Source organism: Actinomyces sp. Marseille-QA0893 (assembly GCF_976954355.1).
Genome location: NZ_CDRJSY010000006.1, coordinates 64108 through 83061 on the forward strand (window position 1 = coordinate 64108; position 18954 = coordinate 83061).

The following is an 18954-nucleotide window of genomic DNA, read 5'->3' on the forward strand; positions in this document are numbered from 1 at the left end:
TCCAACGTGTTGATGGTGGTTTGTCTGCGGACGTGACATACGCTGGGGGTATGACTCCAGAGATTACTGATCCGAGGTTTAAAGCAATCGCAGAGGAAATCCGGAAAGACCCGGAAAATGCCTCATTCACAAAGCGCGGCATCGACCCGCTCTTCTTCGCGGGACCCGAATGTCGGATCATGATCGTCGGCCAAGCTCCCGGCCGCGTCGCCGAGGAAAGCGGCATCGTCTGGAACGACCGCAGCGGTGATCGCCTGCGCGAATGGATGGGGATCGATCGCGATACCTTCTATAACTCGGGGAAGCTGGCCATTGTCCCCATGGACTTCTACTTCCCGGGCACCGGAAAAAGTGGCGATCTGCCCCCGCGCAAAGACTTCGCGGACAAGTGGCACCCGCGGCTGCTGGAGCTCATGCCCGATCTGAAGCTCACTATTCTGGTCGGCTCCTACGCAACAAAGCGCTATCTGCAGCTCAAGTCCTCGGCCTCGCTCACGCAGGTCGTCAAGGACTACCGCGACTACCTGCCGGAGTTCTTCCCTCTGGTCCACCCATCGCCTCGTAACCAGATCTGGATGAAGAAGAACCCGTGGTTTAACGAGACCGTCATTCCGGATCTGCAAGAGCTTGTCGCGCAGATTATGAAGTGACTTTCTAAGCGAGTTCTGTTTCCCCGAAGGCAGTGATGTCTTTGGGGAAAACTATATTCCCGCTTGTTACTCCCACTCGCTTCCGTCAGTGCGCCAGCCAATGAAAGTCCAAACCACGGGGAGCGGGTAATTCAAAACCCACTGTGTCTGAGGCGAATCGCTGTGATCCTCAGAAAGACCGTTCACAGGCTGCACTGCCGGAACCTCAACGAAATGATCGCGTGCATAAGCGTCGAACAAACGTTGCTCACGCGGAGTGAAAGGCTCGGGCCGCGCCAAACGACGCAGATCAGCCCTGGCCTCGTCAAAGGAATTGAAGCGCATCGGCCGGTAGGTGTTCGTTGTCGCGGTGACAGGAATGCGGCCGAGGTAACGCAGCGCGCGCATGACCTCGGGGACGGTACTGGGCCGCTTCGCTTTGCGACCCAGGTAGGTCAAGAGCCTGGGATCCGATGATGGTGGAAGGCTATTCGGGACGACTACCGCGGCCTTGATTCGCGCTGCGGAGTCAAGCTTTGCAATGCGGCTGTGAGTGTTGTCGCTCATCAGGGAGCGTGAAGCGAAAGCGCAGTCGACGCTGTTCTCTCCCAAACCGGCCTGGCTCCAGTCTTCATCCCAGGCAAGCAGATGCGAGGTAATAGGAAGGTTTTCGGCGGCGGCACGCTGATCGAGGATAGTCAGCATGGCCTCGGCAAAGTCGCAGGCGTGGACTCGGTGGCCGGCCCTCGCAAGGGGAAGCGCAAGTGTGCCCGTTGCGCAGCCCATGTCCATGATCGTCTCGCCCTTCGCGGGGGAGAGTAAGTCCATGAGCCAGAGTTCGTAGTCTTCGGTCGCGTAACGGGTGAAAGTTGCCGCGCGTTTGTTCCAGTAGTCTTTGGAATCTCGGTTGATCGAAGCGGGATGCGGACTGTGGTCATGTGGCATGAGTAGCGTCCTTTAGCGGTCTGGCAGCGTCATTACCTTTTCACCATGATAGATGCGGTGTGTGCTCGGATAGGAAGTTTGGGGGAGCTGAGCGTCAAGGGGTGTTATTTCGCGGGTAAAAAGCGTGCAATAATTGTCCAATGACGAATTCAGCTGTAATCCCGAATTTCTCCAGTGACTATCAAGAGGGTGCGCGTCAAGAGGTCATCGATGCTCTCGTCGCCACCAACATGGAGCAAACAAGCGGTTACGGTACCGACGAGCACTGCGAGCGCGCACGCGACCTGATCCGCAAGGCCTGCGATGCTCCCAATGCGGACGTCCACTTCCTCGTCGGCGGAACCCAAACAAACGCTACTGTCATTGATGCGATCCTCCTGCCCTGGCAGGGCGTGATTGCGCCTCACACCGGACACATCAATATGCACGAGGCAGGCATCGTTGAACGCGGTGGCCACAAGATCCTCGACATTCCCGCGAAAGAAGGCAAGATTACGGCCGCAAACGTCATCCGTGTTTGCGACGCGTGGGAAGGCGATGGCGCGCGCGACCATATGATCGCCCCCGCGCTGGTCTACATCTCGCAGCCCACCGAGTACGGGACCCTGTACTCGCTCCAAGAACTTGAGGACATTTCCGCCGCATGCCGCGAGCGTGGCTTGAAGCTTTTCGTCGACGGCGCCCGTCTGGCCTATTCCCTGGCATCGCCGGCAAATGATGTTTCACTCGCGGACGTCGCGCGCCTGTCGGATGTGTTCTACATCGGCGGTACCAAGTGCGGAACCCTTTTCGGCGAGGCCGTCGTCATCCCCGACGGTGGGTCGATCCGTCAATTCGTTACGCAGATGAAGCAACATGGTGCGCTGCTTGCGAAGGGCCGCCTCTTGGGTGTCCAGTTCGAGGCCTTGTTTGAGGATGACCTCTACCTGACTTTGGGTGCACCCGGCGTTGCCGCCACTAAGCGAATCCGCGAGGCTCTGATCCGCGCGGGTTATGTCGTCACGATGGACTCGCCGACGAACCTGACCTTTGTCGCCTTGGATCAGGCCGGACATGAACGGCTCTCGCGCAAGGTGCAATACGGCATTTGGGAGACCCTTCCCGATGGTCGTCTCTTGGCGCGCTTCTGTACTTCGTGGGGAACTCCTGAAGAGGACATCAAAGCTTTCGAGGCCGCGCTGGCCTGATAGCCGCCGCGCCCGTTGCGCTCCCTCCACATGAAGTCGGTAAATATCATGCGTTGTAGCGTGTGTTTTTTCGTGACTTCGTGTGCCAGGTGGGAGGGCGCTGCTGGGCTGGTTTGATTGGTGGTTCGTTTCTAGCCTGCTCCACATGATGTCGGTAAATGTCATGCGTTATAGCGTGTGTTTTTCGGTGACTTCATGTGTCAGGTGGGTGGGTGTTGCTGGGCGCGACTTCGTGTGACAAAAGGGCTGGGAATGCACGGGGAGTATCGGCTGGACGGAGCGCGCATTGAGACAGGCAGCAAACGGAACGAACTCCCATCGAAACAGACTCCAACTGACACAAGCACGCTACCCTTGAACAGTGACAACCGACGCTAGCGATTTCACTGCCCTTGACTTCTCCGCGCTCGCGGCCTCGCGCCGCTCGACCCGCGCATACACGGATCAGCAGGTTCCGCGCGACGTCCTCGATGCCATTCTCAAGGACGCGACGACTGCCCCCAGCTGGTCCAATACTCGTGCCTTCCGCGTTGCATTGGCAACGGGGGAGCGTGCTGATCGCCTGCGTGAAGAATACGTGCGGCGTTTCAACCAGACTTTGGAGATCCAGCACCACAAGCGCTTCGCAACGATTAAAACCGCCCTCAAGCGCGAACTTCCTGACGGCGATTTTCCCGTTTGGAAGCCCTACCCGAAGGAACTTCGCGCCCCTCAGGTCGAAGTCGCGAAACTGGTCTACGGAGCATACGGCGTTGAACGCCGCGACTATGAGGGGCGCGACAACGCGAACCGCCGCAATGTTTCCGCTTTCAACGCACCCGTCATGGGCTTCGTTTTCGTCCACGAGAAGATGCTCCCTTGGAGCGCGATGGACGCAGGCCTCATGCTTCAAACACTCTTCCTTTCCGCCAAGGCCCGCGGCGTTGATTCGTGTGCAATCGGTGTGCTCTCGGCTTGGCGCGGTCCGGTCGAGCAGGAATTTGAGATTCCCCAGCACTACAAGCTCATCACCGGTTTCTGCTTGGGCTACGCAGACACCCAGGCACCGATCAACCAAGTGAGCGCGCCTCGCCCTCCGATTCAACTTCTCGAAGGGAAGTAAGAGTGCCGAAACAGTATCTTTCTGTCGCATTCGCTTACGTTGGCGTCGTGATCGGCGCGGGCCTTGCCAGCGGTCAAGACCTTCTGCAGTATTTCCTGTCCTTTGGCGCGAAGGGTTTAATCGGCATTGCCGTCCTCGGTGTCCTCAACATCGTCTTTGGCGTTGTCGCTCTGCAGCTTGGGTCCTACTACCGATCGGGCCATCATGACGAGGTCTTCGAGCGCATCGCGCCGCCTCTGGTTCGTCGCATGATTGACGTCGTTCTGGTCTTTTCGGGCTTCGCGATGGGCTTCGTCATGCTCTCTGGCGCAGGAGCGAACCTCGAGCAACAGTTTGGAATCCCGGCCTCGGCGGGAAGTGCGCTCTGCGCAGTTCTGGTTGTCATTACTGCGTTCCTTGATTTTGATCGCATCATGAAAGTCATCGGAGTCTTCACGCCGATGATTATCCTCGCGATCTCTATCCTTACGATCTACTCGCTTGCGCGCCCGCATCTTGGGGTCGCAGAGCTCAATGCCGCAGCGCAGAACGTCACTCCCGCACTTCCGAACTTGTGGCTCTCCACAATCAATTACTTCGCACTCTGCGTGGTCAACGGTGTCGCAATGGCTTTCGTTCTGGGTGGTTCAGTTCTGCGCATTGATGTTGCACGTAAAGCCGGTCGACTTGGCGGTGCGCTGATCGCCCTCGTTATCGCAGCCGACGCCGTGACGCTTTTCCTCAATATGGACCGCATCTGGGACGTGGGAGTACCGACCCTCGAGATCGCTCGCCACATCCACCCGGCCTTCGCGCTCCTGTATACGCTCATCATTTTCGCGCTGATCTACAACACAGTCTTTTCCCTGTTTTATTCGACCGCGCGCCGTTTCTCCGGCGGTTCAGATCAGCGTATGCGAGTGATTCTGACAGGATTGACGGCTGCGGGTTATGCGGCCTCCCTGTTGGGATTCAAGAAACTGGTTGGCGGCATGTATCCGATCATCGGCTACCTTGGGATCGCGCTCCTCGTAGTCCTTGCAATCGCGTGGCTGCACCGCCGCGCCTCGGTGATCCGCGAAGAGAACCTGCGCCACAAGCTGATCCGCGTGCAGGTACGTAAGCACGCCGATGACCTCGAGTACACCGACGCGGACCGTGCCGAAGCGCAGCGTCTTGCGCGAGCCTCCGTCGTTGATGGCGCAGAATTGCGCCGCGATGCCGATTCAATTGCAGAGCAGATCGTCGCCACCCAAGACGATGCCGCCGCCTATGCGCGCACTCAGTTGCCCGTTGACGAGGACCTGGTCGCCGAGCAGATTGCCGAGGCCTTGCCGGATTCCACGGACAGCAAGTAGTCCCGTGTCGGGCTGGCTTGCGCGCTAGTTGTGGGCTTGGCGAGCGCTCTTCAAAGCCTCCGCGCCTTCCAAGGCTTCTTTCTTGGAGGTGATTGTTCCAAGGGCAGCTTCGGCCTCGTCAAAGCGATGCGAGGCGGCAAGCCAACGAACCAGGGCAAGTCGGCTTTGAGAGGACTGCAACTCGCGGTCAAGACGTTCCGCGCGGGCGACCCATTCGGCGCTGTCTATAGGGGGAAGAGCACCTGCCCCTTTCGAGGCTTTCTCGAGGAAATCCACGCGTAGCGAGGAAATTCCCTCCATATCACGCGCCTTGTCTTCGATCGCCTCGCGCACAGTGCTGGGCAGCGCCATTACCGGCTCCGCGTCCCCCGATGCAACCGCCGCAAGCGTATCCTCAACCTTCGCCAGCAAATCAAAGGAAGAAAAAGCGGTAGGTTTTTCAGCGCCAAACCATGTCTCAAGGAAATTCACGATAGACGGTAGCGCTAGCGTGTCTGATTCCTTGAGCTGAAGCACGAAGCGGGCAAGCGGATCTACCAAATCGTAGTAACTGCGACGCTGGTCAAGGAGATTCGTGAAAATAGTTGAAACAGGCTTGATCCATGCACGTTCGCTGAGATCGCTCACCGCCTTCGCGACGCTGCGCTGCTCCGAACCCACCCGTTCAGCGAGATCTTTCACTGGCAGGGGGTGATTGGTGGCCGCAAGTTCCGCAACGACAAGACGCTGCAGAGGGGAGAGCTGAGCCAGCTGTTCCTGGTAATACGGGGTGAAAGCGTCAATCCGAGTGAGGAGCAGTGTGCTGAGGTTCTCAAAGTCAGTGGCGTTCAGAGCGCACCCAAGTGTCATCCACACTCGCGGTGAACCACCCGTGAGGTGAGTGATCGTGCGGATTTGAGCTATCGCATCAGGGGCCGATATGTACTCGGCCAGTTCAGAAGTGTCTGCTTCGCGTGCTAACACCTCGAGTATTTCGCGTGCTTCTTCAGGAGTGAAAGGCTCGAGTCGAATCGTGTCGAAGAAACCGAAGAAGGGCGAGGTACTGTCGGAAAAGCTGCGATCGAGGCGAGTAGTGCTTCCAATAATGAGAATGCCCGTCTCGGTTTGAAGCAAACTCCGCAGCTTCTGTTGCCCGTCCTGTCCAAGCGCCTCGAAGATCTGATCAACATTCTCCATGAAGACCACAATGGGGCCGTCAGCGCGGATGCTTCCGCGAAGTTGCGCCTCGAGTGAGCTCGTATCCGCGTTCTTCATCTTAGTGGGGGAGAACTGGTTGAGAATCGTGGCAAGAAGACGTGCGTATGAGGTGATCCTCCACGGAGCTTCGGGAAGACGCGCGATGCGCAAGGAAGTATTTCTTTGACGATCAGCAAGCTTGACACTGCGGTGATACGCCAAGGAGATGAGGTGTGTTTTACCTACGCCGTAAGACCCGACAAGTAGCGTGTGATTCGGACTTGGCGTTTTCCCAAGCTTCTCAACGCGCTTCATAATGGTCTTCAAAATTGGCTCACGCGCGACAAATGTGCGTTCGAGAAGATCCTCGGGCATGAGCGAAGGGGTAAAGCAAGCAAACGAGAGACTAGTCATCTTCGGTCCCACACCCCCTTCTTACGTGCCCAAATGTATTGCAGTGCGGGATACCGCCAGCGTACTGAGCGGCCTCGGCGCTCCAAATAATGATCCTTGACGAGGTCCTCAAGGACGTCGGAGAATTCCTCGCCTTGCGTCAATGAATCGACGGGAATCCACTCATTCGTCTGAGAAAGCGTCTGTCGCAGGATCTGATCGGCGACTTGTGCGCGCTCGCCGTAGTGTGGCGTCACGCGCGTGAGGTAGTGCTCGAACCAACGGAATTCATCGGGGTCATCAATGAAGTTTTCGAAGCATTCGCGGACATCGCTGGGAGAAAAAGCGGTGTAGCACCTCTGTGCGAGTGCGCCCACGAGTTTGTGTAGGAGGAATGGAATTCCTCCGCTTACAGCGACGAGCTCATTAACGACATCATCGAGGGGCTCTTGCCCCACGCCTAAGAGCAAGCGGCGTGCAAGCTCGTCGGCCTCGTCACGGGGGAGAGGGCCGAGCGGTAATGATTCAAGATCGTTCAAGACTCCCTGCGTCATATTGGTTTTGCGTAGAACATGGTGGAAGCCGACGGACCCTGTGACGATCCATCGCACGCGCGTGGTCTTCTGGCGAAGTGCGCGCAGTGTCTGGAGGATTTCTTCGGCAGCTCCGGCACCTTCGCGTTCGGCAATGTTATTCACCGCCATGGGGACCTCATCCATCATGACAAGCGGAATAACATCGTTTTCTTCCCCGTCGAGGGTGCTCAGAATATCTGTGAGTAGGACGTGCGGAGATGTCTGGCGATGGTAGCTCTTAATAGTGATGGGGCTTGAGATTTCGATATCGCAGTTATCGAAGATCGTTTTGAGTTTCTGAAATGCCCGCGAGGGGAGTTTTCCGCCTTTGACGAGTGTGTCGGCAGTGCGGATGAGGAAGTCGTTGACTGTGAAGACGCCCTCGTAATCGATGAAGTAGCAGTGAAAACGCTTCTCTCGTGCGGCGAATGTGTGCATCCAGAAGGTCTTACCCATGCGTCTGGGATCGGTGAGGAGGAGATTTGCGCCCACCTGCAGGCGTTTGCGCGCTTGGGAGGTGATCGCAGTGCGGCCGACGAAGTTTGCGGGGTCTCGGTCACTGCCGGGCTGCGGTTCGATAGGCTCCAGTGCCATTACGCCCTCCAAAATACGTGAAATCTTACGTCTAATTATACGTGGAGATTGACGTACGTCAAGGGTTTAGTGGAGAGAACCCTTTGATTCCACCGAGAGCAAGTAGAGCTTTCGCGCCGGTCCGCCTCCGTAGTGGACCTGGCCCGAGGCCGAGGCCACGCGGTGGCAGGGGACAATGAGGGAGAACGGGTTGTGCCCAACCGCGCTTCCAACTGCTTGGAACGCGCGCGGTGAGCCGACCTTTCGCGCGAGATCCGCGTAGGTGACGCACTCTCCGTAAGGGATATCCAGAAGCGCATTCCACACACGCAGTTGGAAGTCCGTTCCGTAGGTGGCCAAGGGAATCGCAGAATGATCGGGGTTCATGCCCGCGAGAAAGTCCTGCGTCCACTGATAGGCCTGTTCCAAGACGGACGCGTTCTGATCGCTCACTGTGCTCCCGTTTGGGGTCCACGCGTGCAAGTCACCCCGGATGGAGAGTGGAACGTGGGAGGAGGCCTCGGCCTCGGAAATCCCAAAAGGGTAACCAAAGAAGCGCTGCCCGCTCATCCATAGCGCGCACAAGGCTCCACCGGAGGCAGCGCAGGTAATAGCGCCAAGTTCAGTGTCGAAGGAACACAGCGCCAGCTCGGAGTCCTTCGCGATGCTCGCAATACGCATGCTCACAGACTGGCACAGCGGCGACGGATATGCACGCCCCACACATGTGCATGCGTCACCCGTAAACTATATTCATGGACCCGTTGATGATTGCGCTGCTTGGGATGCTCATTATTGTCGCCACGCAGTTTCTTGCCCCCAAGGTTGGCGTCGCATCACCGCTGATCCTGCTCGCTGTCGGCTTGGCGATCGGCTTCCTGCCACAGGTTGGGGCCATCGAAATTGAACCGCACATCATCTTGGAAATCATCCTTCCTCCGCTGCTGTTTTCGGCAGCAGTGCGTATGCCGACCATGGATTTCCGCCGTGAAATGCATGCGGTTGCAATGCTTGCTATTCCGCTGGTATTCCTTTCAGCATTTGCGGTTGGCTTCGTCATCAACTGGATGGTCCCCGCGATTTCCCTGCCCTGGGGCGTTGCACTGGGCGCTGTCCTTTCCCCGACAGATGCGGTTGCCGTATCCATTGCGAAGCGCAGTGGCGTCTCGCACCGCATTATCACCGTGCTTGAGGGTGAGGGACTCTTTAATGATGCGACCTCACTGGTCCTGCTTTCGGCGGCAATGAATGCAGGCTTGGCCGCTGACAAAAACGCGCTCAACCCCGGCATGCTCATTGCAAAGGTTGCGCTCGCACTTGGTATTGCAGCAGTCATTGGCTGGATCATTGGCGAGGTAGGCGTGCGTGTACGCGCTGCACTCAAGGAACCATCAACCGATACGGTCTTTTCTTTCGCGATGCCTTTCTTGGCCTCGCTTCCCGCTGAGCACTTGGGCGGATCTGGCCTAGTTGCAGCCGTTGTCGCGGGCCTCGTTGTCTCACGCCGGCGCGCGGCGCTCATCTCCGCATCGAATAGGCGTTTTTCTCAGCAAAACTGGGAGACGCTAACGCTCGTATTAGAGAGTGCAATTTTCCTGACAATGGGCTTGCAAGCCTTTGGAATTGTCGAGGAGACCAGCGAATTTGTTGGGGGCCTGACCTTCGCGGCGGTCCTGGCAGTGAGCCTTGGAACCCTCATCATGGTCATTAGAGCCGTGTTTATCGCGCTCATGCTCACGTGGCTGGATCACCGCCGCACTCATCGTCAGCGCCGCTTTGAGGTCGAGGCCTCTCGTATCGAGCGCTTTGAAAAACGAATGAATATCGCCTGCGAGGTCGATGCGGATATGCTTCAAGCGCGTGACCTCAGCCCGGAACAGTGGGGGAAAGCCCTCAACCGACTCCGCCGGCGCCTCCAGCAGCGTGAACGTCGAAATGCCAAGCGAGGATCCGACCTTGATTACTTCGCAAATGAGCCACTAGGCCCGCGTGAAGGTAGTGTCATCGTGTGGGCGGGCATGCGCGGAGCAATCACTTTGGCGGCCGCGCAGACTATTTCAACTCATGCCCCAATGCGCGCCTTGCTGCTCATGATTGCTTTGTTTATCGCAGCTGGTGCACTCATCATCCAGGGCTTGACTCTTCCGGCCCTGATCCGCATCGTTAAACCCAAAATGGCCTCGGGCGATATTTCCGAGGAAGAACGCGAAAAGCTTCTCAAGGTGATGGCATCTGCGCTGGTGGATACCGCCCTTGCGCAGGCAATTCACGAGGTCGACGGTCGAACTTTGCTTTCTGCGGGTGTCTCACGCACTCTCTCGAGAATCGGGCATGCGGTCCCCGGCGACGATACCGCTGAAAAGGCGCGCACGGCCCAGGCCGCCGACCGCGTCCTCTCCGATATCTTGCAAGATGCCAGTACGCAGACTGGCGCTACTCGTGATGCTCTATGTTCGAACTGTGATGATGAATTAGTGCCTGACACGAACAACTCTGAAGACTTCAGTGACGATGAAGGTCACGGCACTGTCGATATGAGCGGAGAGGAAGTTGAACGTTCCTTCACGCGCGATCAGATTCGCGAACTGGCACTTGAAGCCATTCACGCTCAGCGTGAGGCTCTTCTTCAGGCTCGCGATGAGGGAATCTTCTCTTCAGCAGCCCTAGAGGGCGCCCTTGCCCGCCTCGATAATGAAGAAATCCTCTTGGTTTCGGGAAAGTCCAGCGACCACTAGCCCCGAGTTTCACCCAAGGAAAACCAGGGGAATCCCCCATATCGCCCCACCAGTGATTTTGTTAGCCTTAAAAAGGTCAGCAAATAACGGTCGAAGGAATCCCAGTGCTCGAACTGCGAAATATCGTCAAGATCTACGAAACTGCGAATCTGCGTCAAGTCGCGCTCAATGACGTTTCGGTCGCATTCCGGGATAGTGAATTCGTTGCAATTCTGGGCCAGTCGGGTTCAGGCAAAACGACGTTGCTCAACGTCGTTGGCGGCCTGGACCGCTTCCAAAGCGGCGACCTGGTCATCGATGGAATCTCAACGAAGGATTACAAAGCCCGCGATTGGGACGCCTACCGCAACAACCGCATCGGCTTCGTTTTCCAGTCCTACAACCTGATCCCGCACCAGACCATCTTGTCCAACGTTGAGCTCGCGCTGACCCTCTCCGGTGTCTCCCGAGGCGAACGCCGCAAGCGCGCGATGGAAGCCTTGGAACGCGTCGGGCTGGCCGAGCACGTCGGGAAGAAGCCCTCACAGCTTTCTGGCGGGCAGATGCAGCGCGTCGCCATTGCCCGAGCGCTGATCAACGATCCTGAAATTCTCTTGGCCGATGAACCGACCGGTGCTCTTGACTCCAAGACCAGCGTTCAGGTCATGGACCTCCTGCGCGATGTTGCTCAAGACCGTTTGGTCATCATGGTGACCCACAATCCCGAGCTTGCGCACCAATACGCAACCCGCATTGTCGAGCTCGCGGATGGTGAAGTGGTCGCCGATTCGCGTCCTTTTGTTCCGGGTACTGAGGAAGTTCGCGAGGCCAAGCCAGTGCGCCGTACCTCGATGGGCTTCCTGACCGCGCTTTCCCTGTCCTTCAATAACTTGATGACGAAGAAGGGCCGTACCCTGATGACCTCTTTCGCGGGGTCTATTGGAATCATCGGTATCGCCGCCATTTTGGCTCTGGCAAACGGCACGAATGCTTACATTGCCCAAACAGAAGAAGAAACCCTAGGCGCCTATCCGCTGACCATTCAAAAGAGCGGCATGGACATGTCCAGCGCCCTGTCTGCACAAGTCGAAGCCGCTAGCAGCGAGAAGCCAAGCGACGGCAAAGTTGGGGTCTCCAAGCTGAGGACTCTTGCAGACAATATTCGCGACGCGAAGACGAATGACTTGGCCTCCTTGAAGGCTTTCCTCGACGGAAACGGCGGGAATGTCAACTCTTTCGTCAACGCCATCGAATACGACTACGACGTCACCCCGCAGATTTTCCAGGCCGATACCTCGAAGGACAACATCCAAGTCAGCCCCGATCAGGCAATGAATCGGATGGAAACGGGCATGCGCGGAAGTCCCATGTCCTCGATGATGGCTACTAACGCCTTCTACCAAATGCCGCAGGAGTCCTCTCTTTACACCTCCTCCTACGATGTTCTTGCGGGCCACTGGCCAACTTCAGCGTCCGAAGTCGTCCTTGTCATTGATGAAGACGGCAATATGTCGAACCTGATGGAGTACGTCCTAGGTCTGAAAGACCACAAGGAATTCGACGAACTGATGCGTCAGTACTACTCGGGAACCATCGGTGAGAAGAACTCAGCTACCCCGAGTCCGTCACCTTCTGCGAACGACGCCCCCGCGGCCTCGTACGATTACGACAAAATTTTGGGGATTAAGTACAAGCGCATCAACGCGTCCGCAAAGTACACCTGGGACGAGAACTACAAGGTCTGGTCGGATCACTCTTCCGATAAGGAATTCATGAAGAAACTGATCGACCAGGGCCAAGAGCTGCGCATTAGCGCAATCGTGAAGCCGAATTCCTCGCATGGGGGAGCGCTGCGCCAGGGTCTTGCCTACACCCCTGAGCTCACCCGCCAGATCATTCGCGAGGCCGAGGATAGTCAGATCGTCAAGGATCAGCGGGCGAACCCGAAGACCGACGTGTTCACGGGTAAGACTTTCCAGGAACTTGCGGATTCCTCGAAGGACCGTTCCAGTGGTTTTGATATGTCCAGCTTGTTTACGGTCGATCAAAACAAGCTTTCTGCGGCTTTCTCTATCGACCCATCGGCCATGCAAATGGACCTCTCGGGCCTAGATTTCAGCGGAATGGACCTGTCCAGCCTTGACTTCTCGAACCTTGATTTGTCGGGAATGGACTTGTCGAATATTGATCTTTCGAAGCTTATTCCTGCTGACGGTTCAGCGGTGCAGATTGACCCCTCGAAGCTCAATTTGGGAGAGCTCAGCAAGAGCGTTCCTCAGCTGCAAAACGTTGATTTCCCTGCGATTATCCGCAAAACGCTGGCAGACGGTGCTGTGAAGGACACTGCGGGAACGTACTTAAGTTCGCAGGCAAGCCAGATCCTTCAGGGCTTCCAGGACTATGCGCAAAACCAGATTGCTGCGGGTGGCTCCACGGACTTTTCCACGCTGGTCTCTGAGTACTTCTCTCAGCCCTCGGTCATTCAACAGATCAATACCGCCGTCTCTTCTGACCAAGTCGTTGACCGCGAGAAGCTGATGACGAACTTGCAAGCGGCACTCGGGGATGACCCGGCACTGGCTTCTGTTGCCTCTCAGGTGTCAACGGAACTTGCGAACCAGATTTCGGCGCAGATCGCCGCCCAGCTTGGTGGCAATCTCATGCGCGGGGTCTCCGCGGCGATCGGCCAGGTCCTCCAAGAGACCATGGCGACTGCCATGACCCAGATGATGACTCAGCTTTCGCAGACAATTGGCCAGCAGATCAGCGCAACAATGAGCCAATTCGCAACGAATATGAGCAGCGCCTTCCACTTCGATCCCGAGGCCATCGCATCGGCGTTCTCGTCGAATCTTGACGAGAAGTCCCTTGCCGCACTGATGGCGACGATGTTCTCAACGAACGTCCCCACGCTTGAGACCAACCTGCGCGATCTGGGGTGGGCTGACCTGAAGTCCCCCAGCAGTATTTCGATTTACCCGAAGTCCTTCAAGGACAAGGATTCCGTCAAGGCTGTCTTGGATCAGTACAACACTGACAAGGAGAGCGCGGGCAAGTCCGACCAGGTCATCACCTACACCGATATCATGGGCGTACTCATGAGCTCAGTGACGAGGATCGTCAACGTGATCTCGTGGCTTCTCATCGCCTTCGTATCGATCTCACTGGTCGTGTCCTCGATCATGATTGCGATCATCACCTATATTTCAGTTCTTGAACGCAAGAAAGAAATCGGCATTCTTCGATCGATCGGTGCCTCAAAGGGCAATGTCTCTGCGGTCTTCAACGCGGAAACCTTTATCGAGGGCCTGATTGCGGGCATCATCGGTGTTGGCGTGACCTACGGGATCTGTGGCCTGGTCAATGCGATCGCGGAGCAGGGCTTCCAGGTGAGCAATATTGCTCAGCTATCCCCGCTCACCGCGGCAATCTTGATTGCGATCTCGGTCGCTTTGACCGTTATCGCCGGCTTGATTCCGGCCTCGAGGGCATCTCGCCAAGACCCTGTCGAAGCCCTGCGCTCAGAGTAGCCGGACTGTGCCGGCGTGCGTCTGCGTTACCCTGAAGGTATGCAGCGCGCGTGCCGCGCTTCGGCTGCCCATCTGAGGAGGACTTATGCCAACGCCTACAACCCTTTCGACCACCGATAGTGTCGCCGTTCTACTCGCGACCGGATTTGAGGAAGTCGAAGCCCTTGCGGTTGTCGATGCTCTCTATCGTGCGGGGATTCGGGCGGACCTCATTTCAATTGAAAATGAGCGTCACGTCGCAAGCTCTCACGGCATCAAGGTTGTCGCTGATCTTATGCTTGACGACGCGGATTTGGCGTCCTACGCGGTGGTTTTCCTGCCCGGAGGAATGCCGGGAACCTTGAGGCTCAAAGAGAACGCGCAGGTGCGCGCCGAGGTGCTTCGCCGCGCCGAGGCCTCGCTGAAACTCGCAGCGATCTGTGCAGCTCCCTCGATTCTGGCTGAACTTGGAGTGCTTGAGGGACGTCGCGCGACTGCAAACCCCGGTTTCATGGATGCCCTGAGCTCGGGAGGTGCACAGGCTCAGTCTGAGTGCGTCGTCGTTGACGGGAGCATCGTGACCAGCAGGGGAGCGGGAACTGCTCTGGAACTTGGCCTCGAGCTGGTTCGTCAGCTTCTGGGCGAGGAAGTAGCGCAGCAGGTCCGCGAATCTATCGTCTGGCAGCACTGAGGAGGCACCGTGGGTAAGCGAAAGCCTCGTCCCTGGCCGGATACTCCCGAGCCCTTGGTCTCGTCGGTTATCGATAACCACACGCATCTTCCCGTTCACGAGGGAGAGATCCCCCGCGCAGATGGTGTGAAGATGCCTCTTGAGGAGCAATTGGAGCGCGCGCGTCAGGTAGGCGTGACGCGGATGATTTCCAGCGCCTGCGAATTGCCCTATTTCGATCCGATGCTTGAGCTTGCCCGCGCTCATGAGGGAGTGCGCGTTGCCCTTGCGATCCACCCGAACGAGGCCGCGCTGCACGCCGGGTGCGCCGATCCGTCCCCCGATGGGCTGACTCCGCAGCTGCGCGAGCATCATATTCCCCTTGACGAGGCCTTGTCCGCCGTGGAGGAACGCTTGGGTGACCCGATGGTGGTTGCAGTGGGAGAGAGCGGCTTGGATTATTTCCGTACTGCTGATCCCGGTCGCGAGGCCCAGAAGGAATCTTTTCGCGCGCATATCGAAATGGCTGCTCGCCATGATTTGCCGCTGCAGATTCACGATCGTGAGGCACACGAGGACTCGATTGCGCTTGTGCGCGAGTGCGCGAATCCTGATCAGCGCATTGTCTTCCATTGTTTTTCAGGGGATGCGGCAATGGCATCTGTTTTGGCTGAACATGAGTGGTATGCGTCTTTCGCTGGTCCTATCAGCTATCCGGCGAATGAGGATCTTCGTCAAGCCTTCGCGGTCCTTCCACGCGAACTGGTGCTGGTTGAAACAGATGCGCCCTATTTGACTCCGTTGCCGTGGCGAGGCTGCCCGAATGCCTCCTACGTGATGGCGCATACTGTTCGCTTTATCGCTGAGCTATGGGGAATTTCGGAAGAGGGCGCGTGCATGCAGCTTCGTGAGAACACTGAAAGGGTCTACGGGAGCTGGTAAACAGTCGAGGTAACGGGAGAGTGTGCGTGAATGCTCGCGCACATGCCGTGAATGCTTGCGTTTAGGTTGAAACACAGTGGTGGGGCCTCCCTGTCGGGAGGCCCCACCACTCATACGTCGACCTGATCTCCTTAGAGGATCTTCTTGATCGCAGGATCCTTCCAGGTGCGCTGCTTAGTGAGGAGCGGGGAGTTGTTATCGATCATGAGGTATCGAGTTTCAATCGCTTCTTGACGAGAGTCTCCTCCGTCATTCCAAGTAACGTCCACTGTCTTCCACGTGCCGTTGATTTTAGCCTGATTCCAGGCGTGGCCACCGCCACTACCATCAGAGAAAGTCACCTTACCGGTGATCACTACTGAGGCGACACCCGACTTGGTTGCGAGAAGTTGGAATGTGTTTGCGTAGCCCTCGCACACGGTCGTTCCCTTGAAGAAAATACCGCCTGCATCGTGGTCGGGGAAGAGATCATGGGTGTAGCGGTGCTTCGACCGGTCAGGGTCACTCCACAACTTATCCATTTTTTCAAGTCCGGCATGGTTGTAGGTTGCGTGCTCGATGATCCACGAGTTGATTGCTCGCACCTTGGCAGCATCATCCATGCCCGGCTTGATGATGTCGGCAACAACCTTGTCCGCTGCCGAGTTGATTTGAGAGGTGTAGTCCTTGGGGGAAAGATGCTGCTCAATGGCATCCTCGGTGCCGTATTCGACGTGGAGGATCTTTCCATCCTCGGAAAGAGAAGGGTAACCCCAAGGCACGAGACCATTTTGATTCTTCGCTTCCCAGAATGCCTCTTGGATTTGAGTCATCGTTGCTGCATCATCCTTGAACTGTGAGATATCGATGTCTGCCGCGCCGTTCATCATATTGGCAGCAAGGTACTTTGACAGTGCGGTTGTACCAAGGACTTGCATGGGAGTATCCGGGAAGGTGCGCGCAATCTTATCGTCAGGCGCTGTGGACTTTGTCGTTGTCCGCTTGGAGTAAGTCAGATCGGGGGCAATGTAGCCGGTCTGTGTCTTCTCTTGCTCTTCCTTCATCTTTGTCAGATCGTTGACATACGTCGAGGGATCGAAATTGAGGACGATGAAGGTATTCGTGAAACGGCTGTGTCCGATGTGATAGGAAACGTGCAATGCCGCCGGCGCATCTTGCGCTGTACGCGGGTTGTTCGTCTGAATCCAACTGCGCTCCGGGTCGACAATGATCGGAAGAACGCGGGTGTGTCCATCCGCCATGACCATAGGAATCTGGGTCGGGATATCGCTCAGACTCTGGAAATTCGAGTTGTTCGGATTGAGTTCTCGCCATGCATTTGATGCAATCTTGATGGGGGTGTTTCCCATCGTTCCTTCGATGTCGAGCAAATCGGACATCTTGGAAACCTTCACGCCCTTCTTGGCGATGACAGCGATCTGATCGCCTTTGCCATTGAGCATGGCATCGAGCTGTTCATCGGTGAAACCACCAGATGATTCCAATCCTTTGAAGTCTTCTTCGGTGAAGAAATCTCTGAGCGCGGTATTAAGATACGTATCGAGCTTGCGTTCCCCTTCTTCGCGCTGATCGGAGTTCCATGAAGTGGCTGCAGTTTCCGCCATCAACTTGGGATTGAGGCGGGTTACTCCCTTGTCATCTGTGCTATTGAGATGAACCAGGTAGTAGCTCTCGGCACCTTCGACCGGATCCCACGACACGGTAAAAGTTCCGTTGTTTTCCTCATCGACCTCCACATTTTGGGGACGCGGGAGGAAACCTTCGTCACTGACGCGGATACGACGAACAATCGGACGTTCTAGAAGTTTGCCTGTGTCAAGGTCGTTGTATTGGACCAGGTAGTACATGGGGAGAAGTCCCCAGCCGGAGTTTCCGGTGATATCCGCCAAAGGGCTAGCCTGGGAGCGGGTCATGAGGGTGATTGGGTTAGGAGCAATTGCAAGGCCCTGAGAACCGTAGCTCGCTACGCTGAAACCGAGATCAACGGTGAGCGTCGCATCGGAATAAACGGAGAAAGGCGGAGTGTATTGCGCCCCTTGTCCGGAAGAGGCGATATCCTTACGGATCTCAAAGTTTTTGAGCGACACCTGGGTTGGAACGATCAATCTATCGCCCTGATTGACCTCTTGAACTCCCTCGGCCCACTCGAAAGCCGAAGGATCGGTCTTCTTGAGCTGGTCAACGCTGTCGTCCGCATGAGCTGCGGCGGGAACGGCAAAAGAAAGCACCGTGAAAATGCCAAGCGCAGCAATGGCGCGACTGAATGTATGTGCGAGTCTCATTGAAGCGATCCTTCCAGCGGTTGCATGACGCGGCAGTAAATATCTGCAGTCAGGCCCTTCCCATTCGTGCATGCCACGAAGTTCAAACTCACTGAACTGAGGTCACTCGGGGCAAGGAAGAGCGAAGAATAAACGGTTTCTTGTTGTTCTCTCGAGAGGTCGAGGTAGTTCCCGATCGGTTCGCCTGCAGCCTTCACCTGAGCGTCATCGGAGGTGAATTGGCTGGTGTCGGGTGCCTTCAATAGCTGTGATTCGACGTCAGTAAGCTTGAAAATCGTCAACTGATCAGGATCGTCGATGGTGTGAGCAGCGTATTGCTTGGCAATGTCAGTGCCCGGAAGTGGAGAAGAAGCCATGTAGAACACCCAACGCAGGGCATTGTCGGGAGTCTCTTTCTTCCGTGAATGGTTCTCCATGGTGTAATCAACCTTGATGATCTTGTGACCATCTTGAGTTGTCTGCGGCAATACCGTTACGCCTTTAAAAGTGAATGTGAAGGAACCGCGATCGGTCGTTGCCAACAGCCAGTGTTTGTCTTTGATGTAGCCCACCTGGTAACGGTTGAGGAAGAGTTTTGAATCTTCGGGGCTGAATGTTTCCTTGCCTTCCGGCTGAGGAGAGACAGAACTCAAATCGCTGAGATCTTGGTTGGGTTCTGTTGAGAAGAAGACCGTTTTTTTATAAGCGGGTTCTGAGCCGTCCCCCTGGATATATCCGTTGGACGAGGATCCACATGCCGCCATGGACACTCCCAAGGCAATGCACGTTACAAGTGCGTAGATCCCGCGTTGGCGTGACTTCATTATTCACGGTCCCTTCTTTGCAGCGGTGATAATCTTTCCCCATCCTAGTGTTCGTCCCTGAATAAATGCCAATTTGACTTATCAATCTCTCATTCAGCTGCTGTTACAGGTGTGACA

At 56.5% G+C, this 18954-nt stretch carries 14 protein-coding genes; 8 read left to right on the forward strand and 6 right to left on the reverse strand.

The window, feature by feature from the left end; genetic code table 11:
* The first annotated feature begins 50 nt into the window (after positions 1–50).
* Complete coding sequence (locus ACWNMW_RS07720; RefSeq protein WP_449490547.1) at positions 51–650, forward strand: uracil-DNA glycosylase family protein; 600 nt, start codon at positions 51–53, stop codon at positions 648–650.
* Positions 651–716: 66 nt separating this feature from the next.
* On the opposite strand, the gene ACWNMW_RS07725 is transcribed toward ACWNMW_RS07720, so the two are convergent.
* Entirely contained in the window at positions 717–1574 is an 858-nt protein-coding gene (locus ACWNMW_RS07725) for a class I SAM-dependent methyltransferase (protein WP_449490548.1), read from the reverse strand.
* Positions 1575–1714: 140 nt separating this feature from the next.
* Here ACWNMW_RS07725 and ACWNMW_RS07730 point away from each other — a divergent pair, with 140 nt between their 5' ends.
* The 3 genes from ACWNMW_RS07730 to ACWNMW_RS07740 all read left to right on the forward strand — a co-directional run bounded on the left by ACWNMW_RS07730 (position 1715) and on the right by ACWNMW_RS07740 (position 5200).
* Positions 1715–2761: a threonine aldolase family protein gene (locus tag ACWNMW_RS07730; protein WP_295892899.1), complete on the forward strand. Its 1047-nt coding sequence runs from the start codon at positions 1715–1717 to the stop codon at positions 2759–2761.
* 361 nt (positions 2762–3122) lie between these two features.
* Positions 3123–3863, forward strand: coding sequence for a nitroreductase (locus ACWNMW_RS07735; protein WP_449490549.1), 741 nt, complete (start codon positions 3123–3125; stop codon positions 3861–3863).
* 2 nt (positions 3864–3865) lie between these two features.
* A complete protein-coding gene (locus tag ACWNMW_RS07740; protein ID WP_449490550.1) occupies positions 3866–5200 on the forward strand; it encodes a YkvI family membrane protein in 1335 nt (444 codons plus the stop codon).
* 24 nt (positions 5201–5224) lie between these two features.
* Here the strand turns inward: ACWNMW_RS07740 and ACWNMW_RS07745 are convergent, their stop codons facing one another.
* The 3 genes from ACWNMW_RS07745 to ACWNMW_RS07755 form a co-directional block, all read right to left on the reverse strand.
* Positions 5225–6790, reverse strand: coding sequence for a hypothetical protein (locus ACWNMW_RS07745; RefSeq protein WP_449490551.1), 1566 nt, complete (start codon positions 6788–6790; stop codon positions 5225–5227).
* A complete protein-coding gene (locus ACWNMW_RS07750) occupies positions 6787–7938 on the reverse strand; it encodes a hypothetical protein (protein WP_449490552.1) in 1152 nt (383 codons plus the stop codon). The genes ACWNMW_RS07745 and ACWNMW_RS07750 overlap by 4 nt, the downstream gene beginning before the upstream one ends.
* A gap of 66 nt (positions 7939–8004) precedes the next feature.
* Positions 8005–8598 carry a methylated-DNA--[protein]-cysteine S-methyltransferase gene (locus ACWNMW_RS07755; protein ID WP_449490553.1) on the reverse strand — a complete coding sequence of 198 codons (594 nt, stop codon included), beginning with the start codon at positions 8596–8598 and terminating at the stop codon, positions 8005–8007.
* Positions 8599–8672: 74 nt separating this feature from the next.
* On the opposite strand from ACWNMW_RS07755, the gene ACWNMW_RS07760 reads away from it, so the two are divergent.
* From ACWNMW_RS07760 to ACWNMW_RS07775, 4 genes are all read left to right on the forward strand, one after another.
* Positions 8673–10652: a cation:proton antiporter gene (locus ACWNMW_RS07760; protein WP_449490554.1), complete on the forward strand. Its 1980-nt coding sequence runs from the start codon at positions 8673–8675 to the stop codon at positions 10650–10652.
* Between the two features lie 104 nt (positions 10653–10756).
* Entirely contained in the window at positions 10757–14161 is a 3405-nt protein-coding gene (locus tag ACWNMW_RS07765; RefSeq protein ID WP_449490555.1) for an ATP-binding cassette domain-containing protein, read from the forward strand.
* 85 nt (positions 14162–14246) lie between these two features.
* On the forward strand, positions 14247–14831 hold the full coding sequence (locus ACWNMW_RS07770) for a DJ-1 family glyoxalase III (protein WP_449490556.1): 585 nt from the start codon (positions 14247–14249) through the stop codon (positions 14829–14831).
* 9 nt (positions 14832–14840) lie between these two features.
* Positions 14841–15752 (forward strand): TatD family hydrolase, encoded by a 912-nt coding sequence (locus ACWNMW_RS07775; protein WP_449490557.1) that lies wholly within the window; start codon positions 14841–14843, stop codon positions 15750–15752.
* A 131-nt stretch (positions 15753–15883) separates the two neighbouring features.
* On the opposite strand, the gene ACWNMW_RS07780 is transcribed toward ACWNMW_RS07775, so the two are convergent.
* Both ACWNMW_RS07780 and ACWNMW_RS07785 read right to left on the reverse strand, forming a co-directional pair.
* Positions 15884–18034: a transglutaminase domain-containing protein gene (locus ACWNMW_RS07780; RefSeq protein WP_449490558.1), complete on the reverse strand. Its 2151-nt coding sequence runs from the start codon at positions 18032–18034 to the stop codon at positions 15884–15886.
* Positions 18031–18837 (reverse strand): hypothetical protein, encoded by an 807-nt coding sequence (locus ACWNMW_RS07785; RefSeq protein WP_449490559.1) that lies wholly within the window; start codon positions 18835–18837, stop codon positions 18031–18033. The genes ACWNMW_RS07780 and ACWNMW_RS07785 overlap by 4 nt, the downstream gene beginning before the upstream one ends.
* Positions 18838–18954 lie beyond the last annotated feature (117 nt).

What these genes read in the sequence shown, in the direction of transcription:
- ACWNMW_RS07730 (WP_295892899.1), top strand. Translation starts at nt 1,715, where the DNA reads ATGACGAATTCAGCTGTAATCCCGAATTTCTCCAGTGACTATCAAGAG.
- ACWNMW_RS07760 (WP_449490554.1), top strand. Translation starts at nt 8,673, where the DNA reads ATGGACCCGTTGATGATTGCGCTGCTTGGGATGCTCATTATTGTCGCC.
- ACWNMW_RS07770 (WP_449490556.1), top strand. Translation starts at nt 14,247, where the DNA reads ATGCCAACGCCTACAACCCTTTCGACCACCGATAGTGTCGCCGTTCTA.
- ACWNMW_RS07725 (WP_449490548.1), bottom strand. Translation starts at nt 1,574, where the DNA reads ATGCCACATGACCACAGTCCGCATCCCGCTTCGATCAACCGAGATTCC.
- ACWNMW_RS07750 (WP_449490552.1), bottom strand. Translation starts at nt 7,938, where the DNA reads ATGGCACTGGAGCCTATCGAACCGCAGCCCGGCAGTGACCGAGACCCC.
- ACWNMW_RS07755 (WP_449490553.1), bottom strand. Translation starts at nt 8,598, where the DNA reads ATGCGTATTGCGAGCATCGCGAAGGACTCCGAGCTGGCGCTGTGTTCC.
- ACWNMW_RS07745 (WP_449490551.1), bottom strand. Translation starts at nt 6,790, where the DNA reads ATGACTAGTCTCTCGTTTGCTTGCTTTACCCCTTCGCTCATGCCCGAG.
- ACWNMW_RS07780 (WP_449490558.1), bottom strand. Translation starts at nt 18,034, where the DNA reads ATGAGACTCGCACATACATTCAGTCGCGCCATTGCTGCGCTTGGCATT.
- ACWNMW_RS07720 (WP_449490547.1), top strand. Translation starts at nt 51, where the DNA reads ATGACTCCAGAGATTACTGATCCGAGGTTTAAAGCAATCGCAGAGGAA.
- ACWNMW_RS07785 (WP_449490559.1), bottom strand. Translation starts at nt 18,837, where the DNA reads ATGAAGTCACGCCAACGCGGGATCTACGCACTTGTAACGTGCATTGCC.